The 24,325-nt window shown below is 57.5% G+C and carries 21 protein-coding genes; 11 read left to right on the top strand and 10 right to left on the bottom strand.

What is annotated here, in order from left to right:
• Positions 1 to 168: 168 nt before the first annotated feature.
• Together ABD827_RS17425 and ABD827_RS17420 are read right to left on the bottom strand one after the other, a co-directional pair.
• Positions 169 to 1,227 carry a 3-deoxy-7-phosphoheptulonate synthase gene (locus ABD827_RS17425; protein ID WP_344965962.1) on the bottom strand — a complete coding sequence of 353 codons (1,059 nt, stop codon included), beginning with the start codon at positions 1,225 to 1,227 and terminating at the stop codon, positions 169 to 171.
• A 100-nt stretch (positions 1,228 to 1,327) separates the two neighbouring features.
• Positions 1,328 to 1,735, bottom strand: coding sequence for a VOC family protein (locus ABD827_RS17420; RefSeq protein ID WP_298716127.1), 408 nt, complete (start codon positions 1,733 to 1,735; stop codon positions 1,328 to 1,330).
• A gap of 75 nt (positions 1,736 to 1,810) precedes the next feature.
• Here ABD827_RS17420 and ABD827_RS17415 point away from each other — a divergent pair, with 75 nt between their 5' ends.
• Both ABD827_RS17415 and ABD827_RS17410 read left to right on the top strand, forming a co-directional pair.
• Positions 1,811 to 2,113 (top strand): putative quinol monooxygenase, encoded by a 303-nt coding sequence (locus tag ABD827_RS17415; RefSeq protein ID WP_344965961.1) that lies wholly within the window; start codon positions 1,811 to 1,813, stop codon positions 2,111 to 2,113.
• 123 nt (positions 2,114 to 2,236) lie between these two features.
• A complete protein-coding gene (locus tag ABD827_RS17410; RefSeq protein ID WP_344965960.1) occupies positions 2,237 to 2,752 on the top strand; it encodes a prolyl-tRNA synthetase associated domain-containing protein in 516 nt (171 codons plus the stop codon).
• A 227-nt stretch (positions 2,753 to 2,979) separates the two neighbouring features.
• Here the strand turns inward: ABD827_RS17410 and ABD827_RS17405 are convergent, their stop codons facing one another.
• Genes ABD827_RS17405 through dsrO form a run of 3 tightly spaced genes read right to left on the bottom strand, consistent with a single transcriptional unit; the run spans position 2,980 to position 6,547 of the window.
• The gene (locus ABD827_RS17405) at positions 2,980 to 4,758 is read right to left on the bottom strand and encodes a hypothetical protein (protein WP_344965959.1); all 1,779 of its coding nucleotides are present in this window, start codon (positions 4,756 to 4,758) and stop codon (positions 2,980 to 2,982) included.
• Positions 4,751 to 5,821 (bottom strand): NrfD/PsrC family molybdoenzyme membrane anchor subunit, encoded by a 1,071-nt coding sequence (gene nrfD, locus ABD827_RS17400; protein WP_344965958.1) that lies wholly within the window; start codon positions 5,819 to 5,821, stop codon positions 4,751 to 4,753. Before nrfD ends, ABD827_RS17405 begins: the two co-directional genes overlap by 8 nt.
• A gap of 9 nt (positions 5,822 to 5,830) precedes the next feature.
• Positions 5,831 to 6,547 (bottom strand): sulfate reduction electron transfer complex DsrMKJOP subunit DsrO, encoded by a 717-nt coding sequence (gene dsrO / locus ABD827_RS17395; protein WP_344965957.1) that lies wholly within the window; start codon positions 6,545 to 6,547, stop codon positions 5,831 to 5,833.
• A gap of 123 nt (positions 6,548 to 6,670) precedes the next feature.
• On the opposite strand from dsrO, the gene ABD827_RS17390 reads away from it, so the two are divergent.
• Positions 6,671 to 8,347, top strand: a complete 1,677-nt coding sequence (locus ABD827_RS17390; protein ID WP_344965956.1) for a PhnD/SsuA/transferrin family substrate-binding protein — start codon at positions 6,671 to 6,673, stop codon at positions 8,345 to 8,347.
• Positions 8,347 to 8,946, top strand: coding sequence for a response regulator transcription factor (locus ABD827_RS17385; protein WP_344965955.1), 600 nt, complete (start codon positions 8,347 to 8,349; stop codon positions 8,944 to 8,946). Before ABD827_RS17390 ends, ABD827_RS17385 begins: the two co-directional genes overlap by 1 nt.
• 368 nt (positions 8,947 to 9,314) lie before the next feature.
• Here the strand turns inward: ABD827_RS17385 and ansA are convergent, their stop codons facing one another.
• Positions 9,315 to 10,331: an asparaginase gene (ansA, locus tag ABD827_RS17380; RefSeq protein WP_344965954.1), complete on the bottom strand. Its 1,017-nt coding sequence runs from the start codon at positions 10,329 to 10,331 to the stop codon at positions 9,315 to 9,317.
• On the bottom strand, positions 10,331 to 12,166 hold the full coding sequence (gene sppA, locus ABD827_RS17375) for a signal peptide peptidase SppA (protein WP_344965953.1): 1,836 nt from the start codon (positions 12,164 to 12,166) through the stop codon (positions 10,331 to 10,333). The genes ansA and sppA overlap by 1 nt, the downstream gene beginning before the upstream one ends.
• Before the next feature lie 164 nt (positions 12,167 to 12,330).
• Here sppA and ABD827_RS17370 point away from each other — a divergent pair, with 164 nt between their 5' ends.
• Positions 12,331 to 14,337: an oxidoreductase gene (locus ABD827_RS17370; protein ID WP_344965952.1), complete on the top strand. Its 2,007-nt coding sequence runs from the start codon at positions 12,331 to 12,333 to the stop codon at positions 14,335 to 14,337.
• A 242-nt stretch (positions 14,338 to 14,579) separates the two neighbouring features.
• Entirely contained in the window at positions 14,580 to 15,134 is a 555-nt protein-coding gene (locus tag ABD827_RS17365; RefSeq protein WP_344965951.1) for an NAD(P)H nitroreductase, read from the top strand.
• 58 nt (positions 15,135 to 15,192) lie between these two features.
• On the opposite strand, the gene mobA is transcribed toward ABD827_RS17365, so the two are convergent.
• Entirely contained in the window at positions 15,193 to 15,783 is a 591-nt protein-coding gene (gene mobA / locus ABD827_RS17360) for a molybdenum cofactor guanylyltransferase MobA (RefSeq protein ID WP_344965949.1), read from the bottom strand.
• Between the two features lie 222 nt (positions 15,784 to 16,005).
• Between mobA and ABD827_RS17355 the strand changes: the two genes are divergently transcribed.
• The 3 genes from ABD827_RS17355 to ABD827_RS17345 all read left to right on the top strand — a co-directional run bounded on the left by ABD827_RS17355 (position 16,006) and on the right by ABD827_RS17345 (position 19,043).
• A complete protein-coding gene (locus ABD827_RS17355) occupies positions 16,006 to 17,220 on the top strand; it encodes a CynX/NimT family MFS transporter (RefSeq protein ID WP_298716153.1) in 1,215 nt (404 codons plus the stop codon).
• A gap of 150 nt (positions 17,221 to 17,370) precedes the next feature.
• The gene (locus ABD827_RS17350; protein ID WP_344965948.1) at positions 17,371 to 18,252 is read left to right on the top strand and encodes a DNA ligase; all 882 of its coding nucleotides are present in this window, start codon (positions 17,371 to 17,373) and stop codon (positions 18,250 to 18,252) included.
• Positions 18,253 to 18,284: 32 nt separating this feature from the next.
• Entirely contained in the window at positions 18,285 to 19,043 is a 759-nt protein-coding gene (locus ABD827_RS17345; RefSeq protein ID WP_344965947.1) for an NRDE family protein, read from the top strand.
• 233 nt (positions 19,044 to 19,276) lie between these two features.
• Here the strand turns inward: ABD827_RS17345 and ABD827_RS17340 are convergent, their stop codons facing one another.
• Positions 19,277 to 19,678, bottom strand: a complete 402-nt coding sequence (locus ABD827_RS17340) for a hypothetical protein (protein ID WP_344965946.1) — start codon at positions 19,676 to 19,678, stop codon at positions 19,277 to 19,279.
• A 74-nt stretch (positions 19,679 to 19,752) separates the two neighbouring features.
• Positions 19,753 to 20,385 (bottom strand): SOUL family heme-binding protein, encoded by a 633-nt coding sequence (locus ABD827_RS17335; protein ID WP_344965945.1) that lies wholly within the window; start codon positions 20,383 to 20,385, stop codon positions 19,753 to 19,755.
• Positions 20,386 to 20,974: 589 nt separating this feature from the next.
• Here ABD827_RS17335 and ABD827_RS17330 point away from each other — a divergent pair.
• Together ABD827_RS17330 and ABD827_RS17325 are read left to right on the top strand one after the other, a co-directional pair.
• The gene (locus tag ABD827_RS17330; protein WP_344965944.1) at positions 20,975 to 23,539 is read left to right on the top strand and encodes a type I restriction-modification system subunit M; all 2,565 of its coding nucleotides are present in this window, start codon (positions 20,975 to 20,977) and stop codon (positions 23,537 to 23,539) included.
• Positions 23,540 to 23,604: 65 nt separating this feature from the next.
• On the top strand, positions 23,605 to 24,183 hold the full coding sequence (locus tag ABD827_RS17325) for a restriction endonuclease subunit S (protein WP_344965943.1): 579 nt from the start codon (positions 23,605 to 23,607) through the stop codon (positions 24,181 to 24,183).
• Positions 24,184 to 24,325 lie beyond the last annotated feature (142 nt).

The following is a 24,325-nucleotide window of genomic DNA, read 5'->3' as shown; positions in this document are numbered from 1 at the left end:
GAAACAGGCATGACGGTGGATGTTCGCTAGGGGGAGGCGGGGTGGGGGTGTTGCTGCGGATCAGGCCACGCTAAACCTTCAGGCGATATGCATGACCTGCAGACAAACCGTTTCCTGCAAGCTTGCGCCAGCTAAAGCGACGCCTTGTCACGCCTCACGCCTTACGCCTCACGCCTCAACTGCCTGATACAGGGTTTCCAGTAATTGCTCGGTGTCGCTCCAGCCCAGGCAGGCGTCGGTGATGCTCTGGCCGAATACGTCTGCCTTGCCGTCCACTACCTCCTGGCGACCCGACTCGATAAAGCTTTCGGCCATCACCCCGGCAATATGGCGGCTGCCGTTGTTCAGCTGGTTGCAGATGTCTTCGGCCACCAGCAGCTGGCGCTGATGCTGCTTGAGGCTGTTGCCATGGCTGAGATCCACCACCAGCCGGGGTGACAGCCCCACCTGCGCAAGCCCCTTGGCCGCTTCGGCCACGCTGTTTGCATCGTAGTTGGGTGTCTTGCCGCCGCGCAGGATCAAATGACCGAAGGGATTGCCGCTGGTCTGATAGATGGTCATCTGGCCGTCTTTGTCCGGCGAGCAGAAAATGTGCGGGTGACTGGCCGCGCGCACCGCGTCCAGGGCAATCTGGATGTTGCCATCGGTACCGTTCTTGAAGCCCACCGGGCACGACAGGGCCGAGGCCATCTCCCTGTGTACCTGGGATTCGGTGGTGCGCGCGCCGATGGCGCCCCAGCTGATCAGATCCGCAATATACTGCCCGGTCACCATATCCAGAAACTCGGTGGCGGTGGGCAGGCCCAGGGCGTTGATGTCGCACAACAGCTTGCGCGCCAGCTGCAGGCCGGTGTTGACGTCGAAGCTGCCATCCAGGTGCGGATCGTTGATCAGCCCCTTCCAGCCGACGATGGTGCGCGGCTTTTCGAAATAGGTGCGCATCAGGATGCACAGTTTATCGGCGTAGCGGGCGCGCAAGGGCGCCAGCCGCTCGGCATAGGCGAGGGCAGCGGCCGGGTCGTGAATGGAGCAGGGGCCCACGATCACCAGCAGCTTGTGGCTGGTACCGGCCAGAATGGCTTCAATCTCGGCGCGGGCGGTCAGCACCGTCTCGGCCATGGTGTCGGTAAGCGGAAATTGGGTATTCAGCTGGTGCGGGGTGATCAGCGCCGCCAGGCGGCGACTTCTCAGCTCATCGGTGTTTAATGTATGGGTATCTAAGGACATGGAGCTCGCTGCTATAAAGTCGGAGTGCCGTAGCACGATGTCCTTACCATAACGGAAAGCCGTGGCAGGGAAAACCACGGCGAAGGGATAAATCCGGGGCTTAGGGGTTGGTAAAGCGCTGGCCGGAGATCTCCGGGTGGTAAATCGGCTGAATCACGTTGCCGGCCGGGTCGGTAATGTGAAAGCTGCGTGCGCCATCGCCGTGATCGTGGGGCCGGTCCAGCATGGTCACGCCCTTGCTCTTCAGGTACAGAAACCACTGTTCTAGCTCTTCCTTGCTGTCGACGATAAAACCGAAATGATCCATGCTCTGCACGCCGCTGGCCGGCAGGTCCGAGCGGCCCAGAGACAGGTTGTCGTTGCCGCAGGTGAGGTACACCAGATCCTTGTGCGCCCGGCGCAGCAGCTCCATGCCCATGATCTCGGTATAAAAACGCTCACATTCTTCCAGGTTGGGCATGGTGAAGGCGATATGGCGCATGCCGTTCAAACGACTGGGTCTTTCCATGGCGGGGCTCCTTGTCTCTTGGCTAAAAATATTGTGTACTATTTGTTGATTTTAGATAAACAAATGGAGTTTACAATGTATTCGATTATTGTCAAAACCAAGCTCAAGCCCGGCACCACCGACGCCTTTCTGGCCGCCATGCTGCCCAACGCCGCCGCCTCGGTACGTGACGAACCCGGTTGCCATACCTTTGACGTGCTGCAGGACAAGGCCGATCCCGAGCTGTTCTGGCTGTACGAAATCTATCAGGACGAAGCGGCCCTGGCCGAGCACAAGCTGAACCCGCACTACAAGGCCAGCCGCGCCGTGGTGACCGACCTGATTGCCGAGCAGTCGGTGATCCGCGCCGACGTACTGGCGGTCAATCCGGGCCGTTAAGCCGCAGGCCCCGCGTTCTGGCGGGGCTTCACCATCGACGAGGCGCCGATGACGCCCCGGAGTGGAAAAGGAAGGCGGTGGGCGATATGCTGACCGCACTTTCTTAATTGCCTGATATTGCCCATGACAGCACCACAAGACATGATGCACAGCGACACCCTGATGCAGCAGTTGACCCACTGGGGCATAACGCCGCCGCTGATTGAACACCCGCCGCTTTTTACCTGTGACGATGCCGACCGCCTGCTGATCAGCCGTCCCGGCACCCGACTCAAAAACCTGTTTCTGCGTGACAACTACGGCCGCCGCCACGCGCTGTTGCTGACCCGAGCCGACAAGCAGGTGGATCTGAAAGCCCTGTCGCGCGACATCGGCTGGTCCCGGCTCGGCTTTGCTTCCGCCGACCGGTTGCAGCGTTATCTCGGCGTCGAGCCCGGTCATGTGTCGGTGCTGGCGCTGGTGAACGACAGCGCACAACAGGTGGAGTTGTGGCTGGATCGGGAGCTGGAAACCGGTGACGACTTTCACTGTCACCCGCTGCGCAACACCGCCACCCTGCTGTTGAGCAAGACCGACCTGATCAGGTTCACTGGCCAAACCGGTCACTCACCCCAATGGCTGTCGGTGCCGTCCCGTTAAAGAGCCGGGATTAGGGACTGGAGAATCGGGATTGGGTAAGTAATGCTGCATAACAGGTGTGGTTCTGTCGTCATTCCCGCATGTCCTCTCTTGTCATTCCCGCGAAGGCGGGAATCCAGGGCCTGTTGCGCAGATTTGTCAGCCTGCGCTTCTCCTGCAAAGACACTGGACCCCCGCCCCCGCCACTTACAGCTTATAGCTTACGGCTTACCGCTCCCCGAAGGGGGTTATGCCGGCTCTATCCGTGCCGGCAGACCCTGGCGAACGGCGGCGCCGCTGGTCCAGTCCAGCCAGACGTTGGCCACCTCCTTGCGGGTCGGATCCATCAGGCCGAGATCGTTGAGGTTGACGCCGGCCCCCAGCCGGGGGTTGGCCGCCATCGGCGTGCCGTCCACCAGATGGGGGCGGGCGCCGTTGATATTGCCCAGCAGGGTGTTGAGGGTGAGTACCGCAAAGGCGGTGTAGAAGGCGTTGCCGCTCATCATGCCGCCGTGAGCATCCACCACCGCCTGACGGCCATGACGTTTCAGCTCCCGGCCCAGCCCTTCGATGATGTTGACCGGTACTCCGCAATCTTGGCTGTATTCGGCCAGGGTCTTCTGCAGCGCCGACCGTTTCAGGCACTGCAGCGATGACATGACCTGAACCGGCACGCCTTTGATGGTAACTGTGCGCTCTACCCACAGCGCCGCCGGACGGGCCGAGGTATGGGGCATCAGCTCGCCGCTTTCGGCATCGACCACCAGTTGGGTGTCGGCATCGCCCATATCGAGGTCGGCGGCGGTCAAAAAGCGCCCGGCTTCCGGGTGCGGCGCCTGAATCACCAGATGAGTGGCGTTGCTGTGGCTCGGCTCACCGGCGGCGGCCTGGGCCGCCAGGCCGGGCTGAGCCAGATAAGACTGATTGATGCCGTCGTTTTCCATCAGCCAGCGGATCAGCGCCAGTGCCAGCGCATCGTCGGTGGCGGGCTTGATGGGCACCCAGCGGCCGCGTTCTTCATTCTGGCGGCTGATGCTGTTGGGCAGGGTGGGGGCGACCACCACATAATCCAGCCCGCCTTCGCTGCGGGCATGAGCCAATTGGCGGCCCTGACGCTTGAAGGGGTTACCGGCCTGGGCCGGCGAGGTGCCGATGCAGAGCACGAAACGGGCGTGATCCCAGTCCGGCTTGCCGTGGGCAAACTTGTTCAGATCGTTGAACACGGCACCGGATCCGGCACGAAAACCGAAGCCGCAATAGCTGCCGTGGTGGCCGAAGTTGCGGGTACCGAAGCTGTTGAACACGAAACGCTTGAGGAAGCTGTCGCGGCCCTCGTCACCGGCATTGGTCACCAGCAACTGGTTGGCTCTGGGGCCAAACTCGGGGTTGTCGGCATCCACCGGAGTGTTTAGGTCGCGAATGACGCGCAGCCCGTCCACATGGCCTTCACCGAAGAGGTCACCGCCTTCCACTACTTCCTGCAGCAGTTGCTCGAAGCCGATGCTTTGCCACTTGCCTTCGCCGCGTTTGCCGGCCCGCTTGAGAATGCGGGTGAGGCGATAGGGGCTTTGCAGTTGTTCTCCCAGTGCCGCGCCGCGCGCGCAGGCGGTGGATCTGTGCTCCAGCCCCGCTTCGCCGGCCAGTTGGGTAAACACCTGGCGCACCGGAGTTTCCTGTGGCGGCGCCTTGGGGTTGGACAGAGGATGATAGGGGTTGCCGGCGATGCGCAGCACCTTGTTGCTTTGAGTATCTACCCGGGCGCGCAGGCCGCACTGGGTCCAGCAGCCAAAGCATTGTACCGGGCTGACCACCTGATGCTCCGCCATGGTCAGCTCGCCGTTCGGCGCTATCATGAATTCCGGCTGCAGGGCATTGCCGGCAATGGCGTCGTTGGTGGGCACGCCGCTGGTGCCGTTGAGCAGCCCCTTGACCGCCTTGTTGACCGGGTCGGCATAGCCGAGGGCAAAGGCACCGGTGCCACCGGCGATCATGCCGGCTTGTAGCAGGGTGCGACGTTTCTTATCCATGACGGACTCCCATATGATCCAGTAAGGCCCAGACGGCGCCGGCCAGTGCCAGCCACAGTCCGAGAGTGCCCACAACGATGAGGCCGGCCGAGCCCAGCAGGTCGGGGCTCAGGTGATAGAGACCGGCGCCGTATTTGGGCACGGTTTGCACATTCATCAGTACCACCCAGCGAAAGCCCCAGGCGCACAGCAATGCCAGCAATGCGGGCAGGGCATCGAAGGCCGACACCGGGCGGCGATTGCGAACAAGGCACAGCAGCCACAGCGAGGCGCCGCCGGCCAGCGACAGCAACAACAGATGGCGCCAGAAGGTAAAATTCAAAAACAGCCGCCGGGCTTCCAGCCAGGAGGGACTGCCCAGCATCATGCCGGACATCGCCCACAGCAGCATGGCCAGGGTCAGGGCCGCCAGGGTGGCGGTCATGGCGCGGCGCAGCGTGCGGGGCGAGGAGCCGCTATCGGCGCGGGGCATCATGACCTCCAGCAGCAGCAAGAGGCCGAACAGGGCGAGAAAGGCCGTCAGCAACAGATTGACCGGCAGCCAGGCGGTATCCCACAGCGCGCGGGAGCGCACCACCCTGATCTCCATGCCGGTATAAAGCAGGATGCCGATGGCCGCCAGGGCGGTCAGCCAGGCCAGGGCGTGCAGCACTCGTCCCCGGGGCCAGAGCGGCAGTGCCAGCCACCACTTGAGCCAGGGTTGTTTGGGGCTGAGATGGGGCCGCAGCAGGCTGAACGACACCAGCAGCGCCAGCGTCACGAACACCGGCAAAATCAGTGCGCCCAGCCACATCCAGGAGCCGGGAGTGAGCTGGGTGTAGAAATGCCAGAAGCGAAACGGCTGATGCAGATCGGCCAGCAGCGCCACCGGGCCGGTAACGGCGCTGATGCCCAGTATCAAGGCCAGGCGGCCGCACCAGGGATGCAGCGCAGTGCGCTCGTTCAACGCCCATGGCAGCAGCAGGGCGGCGCCGGCGGCCAGCCCGATCAGAAAGAAATATTGCACCGCCCAGGGCAGCCAGGGTGCCTCGGCGTGAGTGGTGAGCAGTTCGGTAACCGGCATGGAGCCTCCTTAACCGTGATCCGGGAACCAGAGCCCGGGTTGACCGTCGATGCGATTCACGAATTCTTCGCCGAGGCCGATGTAGTACACTTGCGGCGCCGTGCCCTGTTCGGGCTTGAGTACCTTGAGGTCGGCGGCATGCTCGCCGAGCAGGCGACTGATCTGGCTGTCGGGATCCTTCATGTCGCCGATGACCCGGGCGCCGCCCACGCAGGACTCGACGCAGGCCGGCAGCAGGCCCACTTCCAGCCGGTGCACGCAAAAGGTGCATTTGTCGGCGGTCTGGGTTTCGTGATTGATAAAACGGGCGTCGTAGGGACAGGCCTGCACACAGTAGGCGCAGCCCACGCATTGCTTGTTGTCGACCACCACTATGCCGTCGTCGCGTTGGTAGGTGGCCTGGGTCGGACACACCGGCACGCAGGGCGGATTTTCACAGTGGTTGCACAGGCGAGGCAGCATCACCTGAGTAACCTGTTGTGTGTCTTCCATCTCGACTTCGTATTGTTGTACCGTGGTGCGAAACTGGCCGATAGGGGGCAGGTTTTCCATGCTGCAACTGACGGTGCAAGCCTGGCAACCGATACACTTGCGCAGATCGATGACCATGCCGTAACGTTTGCCGGCAGACGCCGGTGCCGCCTGCAGCTCGGTCACCGGAATCAGGCTGGCACCGGCGGTGAGCCCGGTCAGATTTCTGAGAAATTGTCGTTTACTGGCGTCCATAATGAGTTCCTCGGTAAAGGATGAGTCCATTGTCCCGGGGAGTGGCTTCTTCGTTCTACTGTGGTTTTCCACATAAGGGACTTCGACTTGATCTGGAACAGGTTTTTAGCATGCCTGGGGCTCTTGCTGTTGTGTGTTCCGCTCGCCTCGGCCGAGACCTATCGAGTCGGCTTGCTGGCGTTTCGCGGTGAGATGCAGTCTCGCGCCGAGTGGGCGCCCACCCTGGAGGCGTTGAATCGGGCGCTGCCCGCGCATCGCTTCGAGGGGCGGTATCTTACCCAACAGCAACTGGACGACGAACTGGCCGCCGGCCGGCTCGACTTTGTGGTGACCAACCCGGCGCACTTTGTGCTAAGCCGGGGCCAGGGGCTGAACTGGCTGGCATCTTATCTGGATCCGCATTACGGCCAGGCCAGACAAAGCGTGGCCGGTACCCTGTGGGTGCGGGCCGACAGCGACATCACCGACGTTGGGCAATTAGGCGGAAAGCCGGTGGGGGCGGTGCACCAGCAGGCCTTTGGTGGCTACCTGCTGGTGGCAGAGCAGTTGCGGCGCCAGGGGGTGTTGCCGGCCGAATTGAAGCTGCGTTTTACCGGTTATCCGGTGGATGCCCTGGTATACCTGCTGCGTGACGGCGCCCTGAATGCGGCCATGTTGCCCGCCTGCCTGCTGGAAAGCATGGTGCAGGAAGGCCTGGTGACGCGCACCGACTTTCGAGCGCTGATGGTGCAGGATGATGCCATTTGTGTGCGCTCGACCCCTCTGTATCCGGGCTGGAGCTTCGCCGCCGTGGGAGCGGCAGATGAAGCATTGTTGCGAGCCATTAGCCAGGCCCTGCTCAACCTGGAGCATCGGGGGCGCCCTCAGTGGGGGGCGGCCATTCGGCTGGATGACGTTGAACGCTTGCTGGCAGACTGGCAACTGGGGCCGGCTTTTGACTCAACGTCGCCCTTGCAGCTGCTACGCCAGGTGATTGACCGTTACTGGCCTTTTCTGGCCGCCCTTGCGGCCATCGTGCTGGCCATGTTGCTGCATCACTATCGGGTGACCCTGTTGTTGCTCAGGCGCACCTTGGAGCGGGATAAGCTGCACGATCTGATGCAACACAAAGAGCAGGAGCTGGCTCAGGCGCGGCAACGCACCCTGGTAGGTGAAATGGCCACCGGCCTGGCGCACGAGCTGAACCAGCCGCTGTCGGCCATTCAGGCCTATGCCCAGGCGGGAGAATTGGTGAGTGAAGCCGGGCCACAACAGGAGGCCTTCAGTCATATCGTGAAGGAAACCGAGCGGGGTGCGGCCATTATTCGGCGTTTTCGCCAGTGGGCCACCCAGCCGCTGCCGGTAGCAGAGCCATTTGCACCGGCGGACCTGTGCCGGGATCTGGTGACGCGCATTGGCCCACGGGCCGCCGCGAAGGGAGTGCGGCTTTCGGTTCACACCGAGGCCGGCACCCTGCTGTCGGTGCGTCCGGCGATAGAGCAGATCCTCAATAATCTGCTCGGTAATGCGCTGGATGCCCATGCCCGTGCAACACGGAAGCAGGCCGACAACGGCACCATGTTGCTGACCGCTCATCATCAAGCAGGCGGCTGGCGGCTGACGGTGGAAGACGATGCCGGCGGGGTAGACAGTCACATTATCGAGGCGATGCAGCAGAGCCTGCCCGCCAGCCACTATCACGGCATGGGCATAGGGCTGCTGGTCAGCCACCGGCTGGCGCTTCGCCTGGGGGGGAGCCTGACGCTGGTGAATACCGGCGAAGGTACCAGAGCCACACTGTTTTTACCCGAGGAGAGCTGATGCATATTTACATTCTGGACGACGACGAACAGGTGGTGGCGGCCAATCGCTTTCTGCTCAAGGCGATGGGCCACGACAGCCTGGGCTGGTCACACCCGCAGCAGTTTCTGGACGAGCTGGATGATAATAAGCCGGCTATTTTGCTGCTGGATCTGGCCATGCCGGTGTTGGACGGCCTGGCGGTTCAGGACGCGCTGCGCCGGCGCAACAGCACGGTGGCGGTGATACTGCTGACCGGGCACGGCGATGTGCCCCAGGCGGTAATGGCGATGAAGCGGGATGCGGTGGATTTTCTCGAAAAACCGGTTGATGCCCGCCGGTTGGCTACCGCTCTGAGTCAGGCCCGGCTGAAGCTGGAGCAGTTGGTGGCGCAGGCGCGGGTGCACCGGTGTTTCACCCGGTTATCGGCCCGCGAGCGGGAAGTGGTGTCGCTGGTGGCCGCCGGCCTGACCAACAAGGCCATTGCCGAGCAACTGTGCGTAGCCGTGCGCACGGTAGAAGTGCACCGCGCCTCGGCCATGAGCAAGCTGGAGGTGGCCAACATGGCCGAATTGCTTAACCACTGGCAGCTGTATCGGGGGAGGGAACGTGAGGGGTGAGGGGAAAGGGCCGTGTTTCGTAGAGGCGAATTCATAAGTTGGCGCCGTGCTGCTCCTCCCCCTTGGCTGTGGAGTTACAGGCATAACGGCGGGTTTTCGCCAGGGGGAGGCGGGGAGGGGGTGTCATTGCAGACCGAGACACTGAGCCTGCGGAACATGCAGATATTCTGCCGTAACCCCTCCCCAACCCTCCCCTTGCGTTGCACCCCGCCGTTATTCTGCGGGAACCGTGTTCAGGGGAGGGAGCAAACCGGCGCGATGCCTGAAATAGCATACTTCCGATAGTTTGCGCCGCATAAATGGTATCTACAATTTTGCCTCACGCCTCACGCCTCACGCCTCACGCCTCACGCCTCACGCCTCACGCCTCACGCCGGCTGGCTCAATTCTCCGCGTAAATTCCGTTTCATCAGCTCGCGTATTTCTTCCGGCGGCAGGTTTTTGCTGAGCAGGTAATGCAACTTGGTCAGTGCCGCTTCGGTGGTCATGTCGTAACCCGAGATCACCCCGGCCTGGGCCAAAGCGTGGCCGGTGGCGTAGCCGTCCATGTTGACGGTGCCGCGCAGACACTGGGTCAGGTTAACGATAATCACGCCCCGGGCCGAGGCCTCGGCCAGCAGGGTCAGCATGGCCTCGTTCTGGGGGGCATTGCCCACCCCGTAAGACAACAGCAGCAGCGCCTTGACCGGCTGCTGCAGTATATTGCCGAGAACCGCAGCAGAAATGCCGGGGTAGAGGGTGACCACGCCGATGGGCTGAGGCGTGATGGGGCTGACGGTCAGCGGCTTGCCGGTGGACGTGCCAAGCTGGCCCGACTCCAGGCTGATATGAATGCCGGCATTGAGCAACGGCGGAAAGTTGGGCGAGTCGAAGGCCTGAAAACCGTCGGCGTGCACCTTGCTGGCGCGGTTACCCCGATACAGCCGGTTGTTGAAGAACAACCCCACCTCGTGGATGGGATAGTTGGCGGCCACATAGAGGGAATTGAGCAGGTTGGGGCGGCCGTCGGATCTCAGCTCGGCCAGAGGGATCTGCGAGCCGGTGACGATCACCGGCTTGTCCAGATCTTCCAGCATGAACGACAGCGCCGCGGCGGTAAACGCCATGGTGTCGGTGCCGTGCAGCACAACAAAGCCATCGTAGTCGTCGTAGTTGGTCTTGATGTCATCGGCAATGCGCTGCCAGTCGGCGGGGGTCATGTCCGACGAGTCGATCAGCGGATCATATTCGTGAATATGGTAGGCCGGCATTTCCGAGCGATGAAACTCCGGGGTATGAGCCAGGCAGTCGGTCATGAAGCCGGCGTGGGGCACATAGCCCTTGGCGGATTTCTGCATGCCGATGGTGCCGCCGGTGTAGGCGATGTAGATTTTTTTCTGGCGCATTAAAACTCCTGGCATTCAACACACAGCACATACTGGCCGCGCACATCGTCGAAATGGCTCAAGGCCGACAGTTCGCTCTTGAGCTGCTCACCGGCCGGGCGCAATACCGCCGGCAGGGCGGCGGTGGCCCAGTCGCTCAGCACACCCGAGTCCAGCAGCAGCTGTTCCAGCAGTATGTCCTTGGCGGAAGTGGGCAGCTTGACCGGCTTGACGCTGAATTCCGGCAGTTCGGCCAGCCCGGCGGCACCGGCCAGGGCATCGTTCAGGTAGCCCAGTTCATCCACCAGGCCCAGCTCTTTGGCGTCCTGTCCGGTCCAGACATGGCCCTGAGCGGCACGCTCCACCTGCTCCGGATTCATGCTGCGGCCCTTGGCTACCAGGTCGACGAACTGATCGTAGGTGTGCTCGACCCCCATCTGGATCAGCTGCTTGGTGTGCTCCGGCAAACCGGTGGTCAGGCCCGCGCCCACAAAGTCGGTGGTGCCTACGCCGTCGGTATGCAGGCCCAGTTTCTCGAACGCTTCCTCGAAGGTGAGGAAGAGACCGAACACGCCGATGGAGCCGGTGAGGGTGGTGGGGGCGGCGTAGATTCTGTCGGCGTCGGCGGCTATCCAGTAGCCACCGGAGGCGGCGATGCTGCCCATGGACACCACCAGCGGCTTGCCGCTTTCCTTGAAGCGCAACAGGCTGCTGCGGATCTGCTCGGCGGCAAAGGCGCTGCCACCGGGGCTGTCGATGCGCAGCACCAGGGCGTGAATGTCCGCATCGAGCCGGGCTTCATCAATCAACTGGCTCAGGTATTCATCGTTGATGGTATTGGGGCCCGCATCGCCGCCCATGATGGCGCCGCTGGCGGTGATCAGACCCACCGCCGGGGCGGCGTTTTTGCGTGGCGCGCTGTGGCTGAGGTAGGTGGGAATTTCCACGCTCATGTAGCGGTTGGTCTGACTGTCCCAGCCTACCTGCTCGGCCACGGTTTGCAGCATCTCGTTACGGCTGGCCAGCCTGTCGACCAGTCCCTGCTCCAGGGCGTAGCGAGCCGGATCACCATTGACGGCACCAAAGCGGCTCAGCAGCTGCTCTTTGCTCGGATTGATATGATCGGCGGGAATGTCCCGAAGTGTGACGATGTTGTCCTGATAATGCTGCCACAGCTGGCCGAGCCAGCGCAGGGTGTCTTCACGGCTCTCTTCGGACATGTCGTCGCGCAGGTAAGGCTCGACGAACGACTTGTAAGTGCCGACCCGAAACACATGGGGGGTGATGTTGAAACGCTCGAAGGCCGACTTGTAATGCAGCCGATAGACGCCCAGGCCCTGAATGGTAACGGCGCCGGCCGGATTCAGCAGCACTTCGTCGGCGTGGGCCGCCAGATAATACTGGCCCTGGGTGTAGTAGTCGCCAAGGGCATACACCGGCTTGCCGGAGGTCTTGAAGCCCTCGATGGCTTCACCCACTTCATCAAGCTTGGTGAGGCTGGACTCGCTCATGTTCTGCAGTCGCAGCACCAGGGCGCCGATGCGCTCGTCGTTGCGGGCCCGATCCAGGGCTTCCTTTATTTGACTCAGGGTCATGGGGGGCGGCGTGTTGTCGCCGGAAAGCCATTTTTCGGCCAGGCGCCGGGGGCTGGCGATGGTGTCCTGCTCCAGTATCGGGCCGGTCAGGGTCAGGGTGAGCGCGGCCCTGGCCGGCAGGGTGGGCGCTTCATCCTTTGAGCTGAATACCAGCACCACAGCAACCAGTATGGCGAGAAACAGCAGGTTGATAATCAACATGCGAATGGCATTCAGTACCCGACCCAGAGTACGAAACACCCACTTGATGGCAGACCACATAGCAACGCCTTAATCGGAATAGTTTTCGAATCAATCCATTATGACGGCAGTGACTTCACAATGCCACGAGCGGTAAGCGGTTTACCGTAAAACGAGTGTTTGAAAACGCCCCCTGGATCCATTAGCCTCAAGTGGTCAAACCTGTCTTGTTCGGCGGAGGGAGCATGAGCCATTACCCGCATTTACTGGCCCCCTTGAATCTGGGCTTCACCACATTGAAAAACCGGGTGATCATGGGGTCCATGCACACCGGGCTGGAAGAAGAAAAAGGCGGTTTCAAGAAGCTGGCCGCCTTTTATCGCGAACGGGCCCGCGGCGGTGTGGGGCTGATCATCACCGGCGGCATTGCCCCCAACTTTCGTGGCCGGCTGCTGCCTCACGCCGCGCAGCTCGGTTTTTCCTGGCAGGTGCCCCGCCACCGTCTGCTGACCGAGGCGGTGCATCAAGAAGGCGGCAAAATCGCCCTGCAAATTCTGCATGCCGGTCGTTATGCCTGGCATCCTTTTTTGCAGGCGCCGTCGGCCGAGGCGGCGCCCATCAGCCCGTTCAAGCCCGGCGCCATGAGCGAGCGTCAAATTCGCAACTGCATCAAGGACTTTGCCCATACCGCCGTGCTGGCGCGCCAGGCCGGGTACGACGGGGTCGAGATCATGGGCTCCGAAGGCTATCTCATCAATCAGTTCATCTGTGCCCGTACCAACCACAGAGAGGACGACTGGGGGGGCAGCAGTGATAACCGCCACCGTTTTGCGCTGGAAATCGTACAGGCGGTGCGCGCCGCCGTGGGCGATGATTTTATTCTTATCTTTCGGCTGTCGATGCTGGATCTGGTGGAGCAGGGATCCAGTCTGGAGGAAGTGATAGCGCTGGGGCGGGCGCTGGAGCAGGCCGGTGTCAGTCTCATCAATACCGGCATCGGCTGGCACGAGGCCCGGGTACCGACCATCGCCACCAGCGTGCCCAGAGCGGCGTTCAGCTGGGTGACCGAACAAGTACGGCAGTCGTTGTCGGTGCCGGTGATTGCCACCAACCGCATCAATACTCCCGAGGTGGCGGAACGGATACTGGCTTCCCATCAGGCAGATCTGGTGTGCCTGGCCCGGCCCTTTCTGGCGGATGCGGATTTCGTCAACAAGGCGGCGGCGGGCCGGAGTGCGCTTATCAATACCTGCATCGGCTGCAATCAGGCCTGTCTGGATCATGTGTTCAAGCAGCAGCGCGCCTCCTGTCTGGTCAATCCCAGAGCCTGCCATGAAACCGAGCTGAACTTCGTGCCCACCGCCGGCCCCAAACGGCTGGCGGTGGTGGGCGCGGGGCCGGCCGGGCTGAGCTTTGCCTGCGTGGCCGCCGAGCGCGGTCACAGGGTCACCCTGTTCGAGCGGGCAGGCGAAATTGGCGGTCAGTTCAATTACGCCAAGCAGATACCGGGCAAGGAAGAGTTTTTTGAAACCCTGCGCTATTTTCGCCACCGGCTTCATCAGACCGGGGTGGATCTGCGGCTGAATAGTGAGGCCACCACCGAGCTGTTGGCCGGGTTTGACCAGGTGATACTGGCCAGCGGCATTCGTCCGCGCACCCCCGAGATAGACGGCATCGACCACCCCAAAGTGCTGAGCTATCTCGACGTGCTGGCCCGTCATGCTCCGGTGGGCGACAAGGTCGCCATTATCGGCGCCGGTGGCATCGGCTTCGATGTGGCCGAATTTCTGGTGGCCAAACCCAACCAGAATACCGAGCAATGGCTGGCGGAATGGGGCATCGACCGGCAATACCGGGCGCCGGGCGCGCTAATGTCGCCCAAGCTGGCGCAGCCGAAGCGGCAGGTCTGGTTGCTGCAGCGCAAGGCGGGCAACCCCGGCAGGGGGCTCGGCAAGACCACCGGCTGGATCCACAAGGCCAGCCTGCACCACCACGACGTACAGATGTGGGGCGGGATCAGCTATCGGCGCATCGACGATGCGGGTCTGCACATAACGCGCGACGGTGAGTCGCTGTGCCTGGCGGTAGACAACGTCATTATCTGCGCCGGCCAGCAGCCGGATCGCAGCCTGCAGGCGGCATTGGAACAGCAGGGTAGCAAGGTGCATCTGATCGGCGGCGCCGACGTGGCGGCAGAGCTGGATGCCAAGCGGGCCATTCGCCAGGGCACCGAACTGGCGGCGGTGATTTGATGGTGAGGTGTGAGAGGAAAAGGGGGAGGGAGCAAACCGGCGCTGTGTTTAGAAATAGGCGCCGAATTGCTCCTCCCCCTTGGCAGCGGAAAAACAGACATGACGGTGGATTATCGCCAGGGGGAGGCGGGGTGGGGGGGGGCGGTACAGCGCCTCACAGCCTCAAAGACTTTATGCCCGGGCGCCGTGCTGCTAAGGTAGCGGGCATCAAAATACGAGCTTGTTACATAAGGTTTTAATTCATGGATGCACTGGAACTGTTACTCAATCGCCACTCCAATCCTCGGCTGATCGAGCCGGCCCCGGCCGGCGAGCAGCTGGAGGCCATTTTCAAGGCCGGGCTGCGGGCGCCGGATCATGCGGCCCTGACCCCCTGGGAATTTATCGTGTTCGGCGGTGAACAGCGGGAAAAGCTGGGTGACATTCTGGCCGAGGCCACTCGCGCCAAGGGTGACGATGAAGACAGCGTAGAGAAAGCCCGCCAGGCCCCCCTGCGTGCGCCCCTGGTGATCACCGTGGTGGCCAAGGTGAAGCCCCACGACAAGGTGCCGCAGCTGGAGCAGGAAATCTCCGCCGGCTGTGCGCTGATGGCGATGCAGATGGCCTCTCAGGCCCAGGGTTTCAACGGCATCTGGCGTACCGGCTGGTTTGCCTTTGATCGCGGCGTACATCAGGCGCTGGGCCTGACCGAGCAGGACCAGATCGTCGGCTTCCTGTATCTGGGCACCCCTCAGGTAGCAGTACGCAAACTGCCCGAGCGAGATCCGGCCCAGTTTGTGCGCTATTTCGCTTCGTAGAAAAATAAAAAGGGGTCGGAGTCATTTTATTTAAATGACTCCGACCCCTTTTTTGTGGTTATTTCTGGGCCTGTTGTTCCAGCTCCTGCAGCGCGGTTTCTGTATTGAGGTTGAAAAAGGCCTCGACCTGATCGCTGAAGTCTACGGTGACCAGCTGGTGGCGCTCAAACCATAGCTGCAGCTTGCGATCGCCCCCATCCAGATAATTACACAAAGACGGCAGCAACGACTGGTGTACCAGGGCGGTGGCCGCATGCAGCTGAATGCCGTCATCCACCACCGCAATTTGATCGTGATGGCGAATGGCGGCGCACAGCCGGTGTGCCAGATCCATCGGCACCAGCGGGCTGTCGCAGGGCACAAACAGCACCCATTCGCTGGGTGCATGGCTCAGTCCGGCCTCGAATCCGGCCAAAGGGCCGGCATAATGAACGTCGTTATCCGGTACCACCGGCGCCAGTTGCCGGTAGCAATCCAGATTACGGTTGGCATTGATCAGCACTTTGCCCACCTGAGGAGCCAGCCGTTCCAGCAGATGCACCACCAGCGGTTTGCCCCATAACTCCAGCAGCCCCTTGTCGGCCCCGTTCATCCGTCGCCCTTCGCCTCCGGCCAGAATAACGGCAGTGATATCTTTTGGATTCAGCATGATATTCCCAATAATTGCAGCTTATCGTTGATAGTAACCATATCACCGCGTGGGGGCAGGAGCTAAATCAAGAAATTGATATTTTTGTGGTACTTGCTCTCCTTGACGCCAGCTCCTAACATGGACGCGCCCGACTCTGTAACCAACCATCATCGCCGGTGCGTCCTGTCGTTAAAACAGGTATTGCCACACGACGACGCCATTGCACTCCAAGGGATAATAATGACAACAACTTCGCTCGACGGCCCTTTTCGCGGCCGTCCCGTTATTGCTTTGCTGGCCATGGTCGCGCTGATGCTGGCCGCCGCCAACCTGCGTGGGGGCCTGGTGGTAGTAGGGCCGCTGGTGATGGAAATTCGCGCCGCGCTCAACATCAGCGCCAGTGCCTTTAGTCTGCTGACCACTCTGCCCCTGCTGTGTTTTGGCGTCATGTCCATCTGCGTGCCCTGGCTGACCCGCCGCTGGGCGCCTCAGTGGCTGTCGATTGCCGGTTTGATGGTGATAAGCCTGGGCGTGGGGCTGCGACTGGTAGACAACTATCCGCTGGTGATCCTCGGTACTCTGTTGCTGGGCTCGGCCATTGCCGTGCTTAACGTCTTGATCCCGGGGCTGGTAAAAGCCTTTTTCCCCCGCCAGGTAGGGCTGATGACCGGCCTGTATTCGGTGACCCTCAGCCTGGGGGCCGGCATGGGCGTGTATCTGGCGGTGCCCCTGCTGGAGCAGTTTGGCGGCTGGCGTTATCCGGTGGCGCTGTGGGCGATATTGCCGCTGCTCAGCCTGTTGTTCTGGCTGCCGATGCTGAAGGTCAGCGGCGTGGGGCGACCACAAAACCCGGTGCGTGTCAGCCTGTGGCGAGACCGGCTTGCCTGGGCCATTACCTTCTACATGGGGCTGCAGTCGTTTTACTTTTATTCCATGGCCACCTGGTTGCCCAAAATTCTGCTTGAAAGCGGTCTGGATGCCCATCAGGCCGGCACCGCCACCGCGCTGATCAATCTGGTGAGCATTCCCTTCAATTTATGTGTGCCGATACTGGCGGCCAAAATGCGCAGCCAGCGCATGCTGGTACTGGGCACCTTTGTCGTGTCTTTCTGCGGCATTGCCGGGCTCTGGTGGCAACCGGCGGCGGCGCCGCTGCTGTGGGCATCGCTGATTGGCATGGGCTGCGGCAGTGCGCTCAGCCTGGCGCTGTCGTTCTTTGTGCTGCGTGCCGGTAATACTGCCGAGGCCACGGCGCTCTCGGCCATGGCCCAGAGCATCGGCTACCTGCTGGCGGCGCTGGGGCCGGTATCGCTGGGTTTGCTGCGCGATATGGGCGGTAACTGGCAAGTGGCGCTGCTGGTGATGCTGGCGCTGCAACTGGTGCAATTTGCCGTTGGCTGGTCTGCCGCCCGGCCGGTGAACGTGGTGCCGGACCAGGAACTCGGGGTCAGGTAATACGGCGATATATGAAACATTGGTGTTGAGATGTGGCTTCGCCACATTGCACAGCTGAAGCAGTGCCTACAGTTGCCCGAAGGGCTATTCTTGGTGGTTGGCGATTGATATTTATCCGGTCGCTGTTGTTTCTACCAGGGAGGGTTGAGCATGAAGAGGTTACCGCTATGGCTACCGTTGGTGCTGTTGTCGGGTAGCGGATACGCCGAGGGCATAGCGCCGCCTCCGCTGCAGCTGGCGGCAGAGTATCAACAGCAGGATGTGACCCATTACCGGGTCAGCGAAAAGCTGGACGGCGTGCGCGCCTACTGGAACGGGCGCGATCTTTTGTCGCGCGGCGGCCATCGGTTCTCGGCACCCGACTGGTTTGTGGCCGGCTTTCCGGATACTCCGCTGGATGGCGAGCTGTGGCTGGGCCGGGGCCGGTTTGAAGAGCTGTCGGCGGCGGTACGCCGTTACCGGCCCAATGAAGACGAATGGAAAAGCATTCGCTTTATGGTGTTCGACCTGCCTGCCAGCGAGCTGCCGTTTGAAGCCCGGCTGAACGCGCTGCAACGGCTGTTCTCACAGCTTGACTCCCCGTATCTGAAGTTGCTTGAACAGCGGCTACTGCCCGACAATACGGCTCTGGCGGCGTATCTGGCCGAGGTGGAAGCGCTGGACGGTGAGGGGCTGATGCTGCGCCACCGGGACAGCCTTTATTCGGCCAGCCGCAATCAGGACCTGCTCAAGCTCAAGCGTTTTCAGGATGCCGAGGCCCGCGTGCTGGCGCATCTGCCGGGGCAGGGCAAATATGCGGGAATGCTGGGTGCGCTGCTGGTAGAAACCGACGATGGTCGGCAGTTTCGGCTGGGCACCGGTTTCAGCGATGCCCAACGCCAACAGCCGCCGCCGGTGGGGGCGTTGGTTACCTATCGCTATCAGGGAGAAACCGGTCAGCGCCTGCCCCGGTTTGCCAGCTTCGTGCGGGTAAGAAACGACGAGCCGGAGCAGCCCGACTCTGGCCCGGCACCGGTCTCGGGAGTAAAGTAACCCCGTGTGCCGTTATTCTGAGGAACTCCGTTTTGTGTCTTATCGCCTTTTCGTGGCAACCGGAACAGTGCCGGCTGCATTTGCTGGCCAACCGGGATGAATTTTATGCCCGCCCCACGGCACCGGCCGACTGGTGGCCGGATGCGCCAGACATTTGGGCCGGGCGGGATTTGCAGGCCGGAGGTACCTGGCTGGGCATGAGTCGCGCCGGGCGCTTTGCCGCCTTGACCAATGTGCGCGAAGGCACTCCCGGAGCGGGCCTGCGCAGCCGGGGCGAGCTGGTGGCCGATTTTCTGACCGGCGAGCAGGCTCCGGCCGCTTATTTAGGGCAGGTGCTGGCAAATGGCGAGGATTACGCCGGGTTCAACCTGCTGGTGGGGGATCTTACCCGGGGCGAGCTGCATTACGGTGGCAACCGGACAGGCGTGGAGGCATGCCGGCTGACGGCCGGGCTGTATGGCTTATCCAACGCCATGCTCGACACCCCCTGGCCCAAGGTGGAACGGCTCAAGCAGGGGCTGGCCACACTCGGCCCGGTACATGAAGGCACGGCCTTCGGCCTGCTGGATGACGACACCCGGGCCGCGCTGGAACAATTGCCCAACACCGGCGTGGGGCCGGAGTGGGAAAGTCTGCTGTCGTCCATCTTCATTCAAAGCCCGGACTACGGCACCCGCGCGCAAACGGTGTTGTGTGTAGAGCAGGGCCGGGTGGCCATTACCGAGCAGGGGCGGGGGCCAAAAGGCGTTTTACTGGAGCGGCGGCAGGCCAGCTGGATGCTGCAACGGTAAGCTGAGTGGCACGAGTGTTTTTATGCTCATTCCTGTAGGTATGTAATCACCTAACGCCCGCGCACCAGAGGCAACACAGCTACCTCCCTCGACACGCTACAAGTACATCCCTGTAAGCTCGGACATGCCATCCCTGGCATGTCACGGCCGAGGGAGGCAATCTCTGTTGCCTCTTCTGGTATACAGCGTCTCCTGCATACAGCAGCAAGTGTTTTGCTCAATGGGATAGGGGATCAAATCCGGTGTCTGATTTTAGCTGCCACACAGGGGGCCGAGGCCACCACCAGCAGCACAATGGGCCACAGGTTGCCGTCCTTAAATGTGTAGGCTTCAACCAGCTGCGGCCACGACTTGTCCTGAATGAGGTAGCCAAAACTGAATTCAAACACCAGTGTCAGACTCAACCACCCGCTGCCGATGGCGGCATAACCTGCAGCATTTAACCGGCCAAGCCAGGGCAGGGTGAGGCAGGCCACGGCGAGAATCAGCACAGACAACAATATGCCGCTAAGCGGCAATGCCAGAGCGTTGCTCATCACCGGCATGAGCAGCGCTTCTCGCAACCCGCCATTGATGATGGCCAGCACCAGGATAACCAACCACAGCACAAACGCCTTGATGGTGATTTTGAGCATTACAGAGGGGTCCTCTCACAGATAACACCGGCAGCAGACCAGAACGTTCGCTTGGCCGCCCACTGCCGCCGGGCCTATGGGCTTTGCGGCGGTGCCACGGGCACCAGAATTTCGTTTCGGCGCAAAAACCAGGGCATGAAGGGCGGGTTATATCGGGCCCAAATGGGCTCGCCCACCACGCTAAAGCCGTTTTTGTTGATCCAGGCGTCCAGCTGCTCTTTGTGTTGCCGGTAATTCTTTTCGTTCCACAAACCCGAATAGGTTACCGCCGCCATGTGGCGCGCGGGAACCTGCCGCAATGTGATATTCGGGTCATTGGGGGTGGGCAGTGTTTCCAGCGAATAGGCGGCGGGCATCATGAAACTGATCGCCCAGCGGTCGTTTACCCGTTGCTGACCCACGGGGGAGGTCATGTCGATTTTTTCGCCTTCCGCCTGCTGGCTGACCGGGGCGGTCATGTCGATGCTCTGGCTGCTGGTGTTGTTGCCGGAAATATATTTGAACAGCCGGCCAAACGCCTTGCTACCGGCGTCATCGAAGTCTCCGCCGACCAGGGTTTCGGCAATAATATGGGACGCATATTCGCGCAGCTCAAAGCGGTTGTCCTGACGTATCACCCGGTATTCGGCTTCTTCGGTTGCCATCGCGTTGCCCATCCCCATCATGATTGCCAGCGTGATCCACGCCGTCTGTTTCAGGTACGTCATAACCATAGATCCTCTATCTTGTCATTCATCAAGCATATCGGCTGTGTTGCCTCTGATCCCGGCGGTTAACATGATCAGATGTTTATTTAAATTGGTATTGGTTCAAAAAGCGACGCAAAACTCCCTCTCTGCAAAGGTTCCATTTGAATTTTTCACGCGAAGAGGCACAATAACTGCCTTAACCATAGCCAGAACAAGGTGAAAGGGGCCCGGTCGCCCGCAAGATCCTGCGGTAGCCTGCATGAAGGAAAATCTGATGTTTTATACAGTGTATTTTCGAGCTTGCCGCCATCGTGCTCTCTATCAACAACCCATGCGCGGGTACAACAAATTCGGCTTGAAAATGCTCATAATATGAGCAGATTGAGACAGGGTCTTGTGGATAGTGCGCAAGTGGCCATAGATATCGCGCATGCGCGTTTTTGCTCATCACTAAACACGGCTGATTAATGGTAATTTATCTATTATCAATGGCTTATAAGTGAATTTTGAATTGGTGTGATGGCAGAAATATGAGCATGCGTACTATTAAAATGTTATGTGTAAATTCTGTTTGCACAAATTGAGCAATAAGTTGGAAAATTAAAGAATGCAAATCGATACCATAGTAATTGAGAGTCTTATACATAAATTAGGATATAAGCTATTAAGTGAAGGTGAGAAAATATTCTATAAGGAATACTCTGAACATAGCAGCTATATGATCCAAGTCGATTTTAATTCTTTGAAGATTGACTATGGATCAAAAATTAAAGTTGGTGACAAAACTACCAGTAACTTCTCAAGTAGTGAGAATTTTGTAGTATTAGAATGCATCGATAGACTGTTACACAAAGGCTACCCTCCAGAAAGGCTCTCTTTAGAACATAAGTGGCCGATGGGGAGAAAAGAAAAAGGAAAGCTGGATATTCTTGTTCTAGATGAGAACTCTAAAGCGTATCTCATGATTGAATGTAAAACATGGGGGGCAGAATTCAATAAAGAACAGAAAAAAATGGTTAAGGATGGCGGCCAACTTTTTTCATATTTTTTACAAGATAAATCAACTAAATACCTTTGTTTATATGCTTCGAGGCTTAGCAGCGACTTAGTTGAATATAAGAATGAAATAGTAAAATGTGACCCTCAATGGATAACGCTTACTAATCAAAAGGAAATCCATGATCACTGGAATAAGAACTTTAAAGATAATGGGATATTTGATGATTGGGCGAGTTCATATGACGTAGAAATTCGTTCGCTCGTGAGAGATAACCTTAAAGAACTCACGCGGGAAGATAGTGGCATAATATTTAATCAATTTGCCGAAATATTAAGGCATAATGTTGTTTCAGATAAACCTAACGCGTTTAACAAAATCTTTAATTTATTCCTATGCAAAGTTGTTGACGAAGACCGAAATTCAGATGAAGAGCTTCATTTTCAATGGCTGGAAAATGATACGCATATAGACTTACAAAAACGCTTGTCGGATCTTTATAAACAAGGAATGAAGGAATACCTGGCAAAAGAAATAACAGATTACTCAGAAAAACAACTTAACGAAAAGATACTTACTCTTGATAGCGAGTCAAGGGAATATATTAGAGAAATGTTTACTCGCATAAGACTCCATAAAAATAACGAGTTTGCTTTTAAAGAGGTGTTTGATCAAAAATCATTTGAAGAAAATGCCATTGTTGTTAAAGAGGTTGTCGAGTTGCTCCAACCATTTCAAATTCGTTATGGACACAAGCAGCAATTCCTAGGTGACTTTTTTGAACTATTATTAAGTACAGGGATTAAACAAGAAGCAGGTCAATTCTTTACGCCTGTTCCTATTGCAAAATTTATTATATCGTCAATACCTGTCAGAGAGATAATTGAAGAAAAAATATTAAAAAATGAAAGCAACTTCCTTCCCTATATAATAGATTATTCTGCAGGAAGCGGGCACTTCCTCACGGAATCAATGGATGATGTTCAGAAAATTATTGAGTCCATGGATGATGAAAGACAAAAGCCCTCTACAAAATTAAAAATCACAAGCTGGAAAGCGAGCCCGTTCGATTGGGCATATGACTATGTATACGGCATAGAAGCTGACTATCGCCTTGTTAAAACAGCTAAAGTCAGTTGCTTTCTTAATGGGGATGGGCTAGCAAATGTTATACATGCCGACGGCCTAGATAGCTTCGAATACAGCAATGATTACAAAGGTAAATTGAAGGAATTCAGTCATGATAATTCACAAGATAATTCTCAATTTGATATTCTAGTAGCAAACCCTCCTTACTCCGTTTCAGCATTTAAAAATACGATAAAAAACGGTGATAAATCATTTAGCTTATTTAAACACCTTACAGATGACAGCTCTGAGATTGAATGCCTTTTTGTTGAAAGAACTAAGCAGTTATTAAAACCTGGTGGCAAGGCAGGTGTGATATTGCCAAACTCATTCTTAGATAAAGCAGGTATCTCTTCTGGAGCAAGAGATATACTTTTTAAATACTTTAAAATTCGATCAATTGTTGAGCTAGGAACCAGCACTTTCATGGCAACTGGTGTAAAAACTGCAGTATTCTTTTTAGAAAGACGCGAAAATGCTGAGTGGAAAACTATCGAAAGAATTATAGAAAAATTCATATCTACTGGAAGGGATCAGAAGATTGATGGAATTGCCAAATCTTTCGAATCTTATATTTGTAATGTCTTTGGAGATTTTTCGGTTGCTGATTATCACTCACTATTAACTGGAAACCCGAATGAAAAGATAAAATCATCCGTTCTTTATATTAATTATTCGGACTGGTTTTATGAACTGCAAGAGATACGTTCACTAAAGGATTCTGATAGATTTAAGGACTTGGAGACTAGTAGTCAAGAAAGTTTACTAGAAAACTTACTTTTAACCAGAGTTGTAGAAATTGAAAAGAAGCGACTTATGTACTATTTCTTAACTTTTTCACAAGAACTCGTGCTTGTTAAAACTAATGTGGGCGAAGGAACAACAAAAGAAGAGAAAAAGAAAGAGGCTGAAGATGAGAAGAGGTTTATTGGCTATGATTTTAGTAGTCGCAGGGGGCACGAAGGCATTAGAATGAATGTAAATGATAATGACGAGTTTACTACGTCGTTATATGATGTAAACAATCATTTAAATCCTGAAAAGTAAACTCTTATATTTATAGTTCGTTCTTAGGAAATACACTACCGATAAATGAAAGTCTCGGAAATAACGTGAAGCTGATAAATTTAAAAAATATTATCGATTTTACACGTGTTAACTTCGATAATTCAATTTCGATTGGAACTGAGGCATCAAAAAAAGAAATAAAAAAGGACGCTATAGACCTGAAATTCGAAGAGCTGACAAGTGATGTTGAAATGGAAGCTCTTAACAAAATTATTAAGCTGCAAAACGGTAAAGGCTTGCCTAAGAACAAGATGCAAAAAGGAAACTGTACCGTCTATGGTGGAAATGGTATCACTGGTATGCATAGTGAATATCTATGTGAACAACCAACAATAGCCATCGGAAGAGTAGGAGCATATTGTGGTGCGGTGCATTTAACTAAAGAAAAATCTTGGATAACTGATAATTCAATGTTTATTGCAAGTATAAAAGATGGTGTGGATTTAGATTATTTATTTTTTGCGCTTCGTAATTTAAATTTGAACCAGTATGCAAGTCAATCTAGCCATCCAAATATCAAACAGCCAACTGTTTTGTTAAAAAAAATACCGCTGCCAAAAGATATTAATATTCAAAAATCAATTGCACAGGAGTTAATCGGTCTGAGAGGAAAAGTTAGTTAGTTCTCATCACATAACAAGCGCATGTTGTCGGACTGCTTTTCCGCTGTGCTCCAAAGCAGCCGCAAATGCGGGCGTTATCTTTTTCTGGAGTATCGTATGTTGCATAAAATTGAGCAGTGGATTGATCAGACTAACCTTGAGT

Source organism: Oceanisphaera sediminis, assembly GCF_039539745.1.
Classification (GTDB): Bacteria; Pseudomonadota; Gammaproteobacteria; order Enterobacterales; family Aeromonadaceae; genus Oceanimonas; species Oceanimonas sediminis.
Note: the sequence above shows the minus strand (reverse complement) of the source record. Positions and strands in the feature narration are given on the sequence as shown.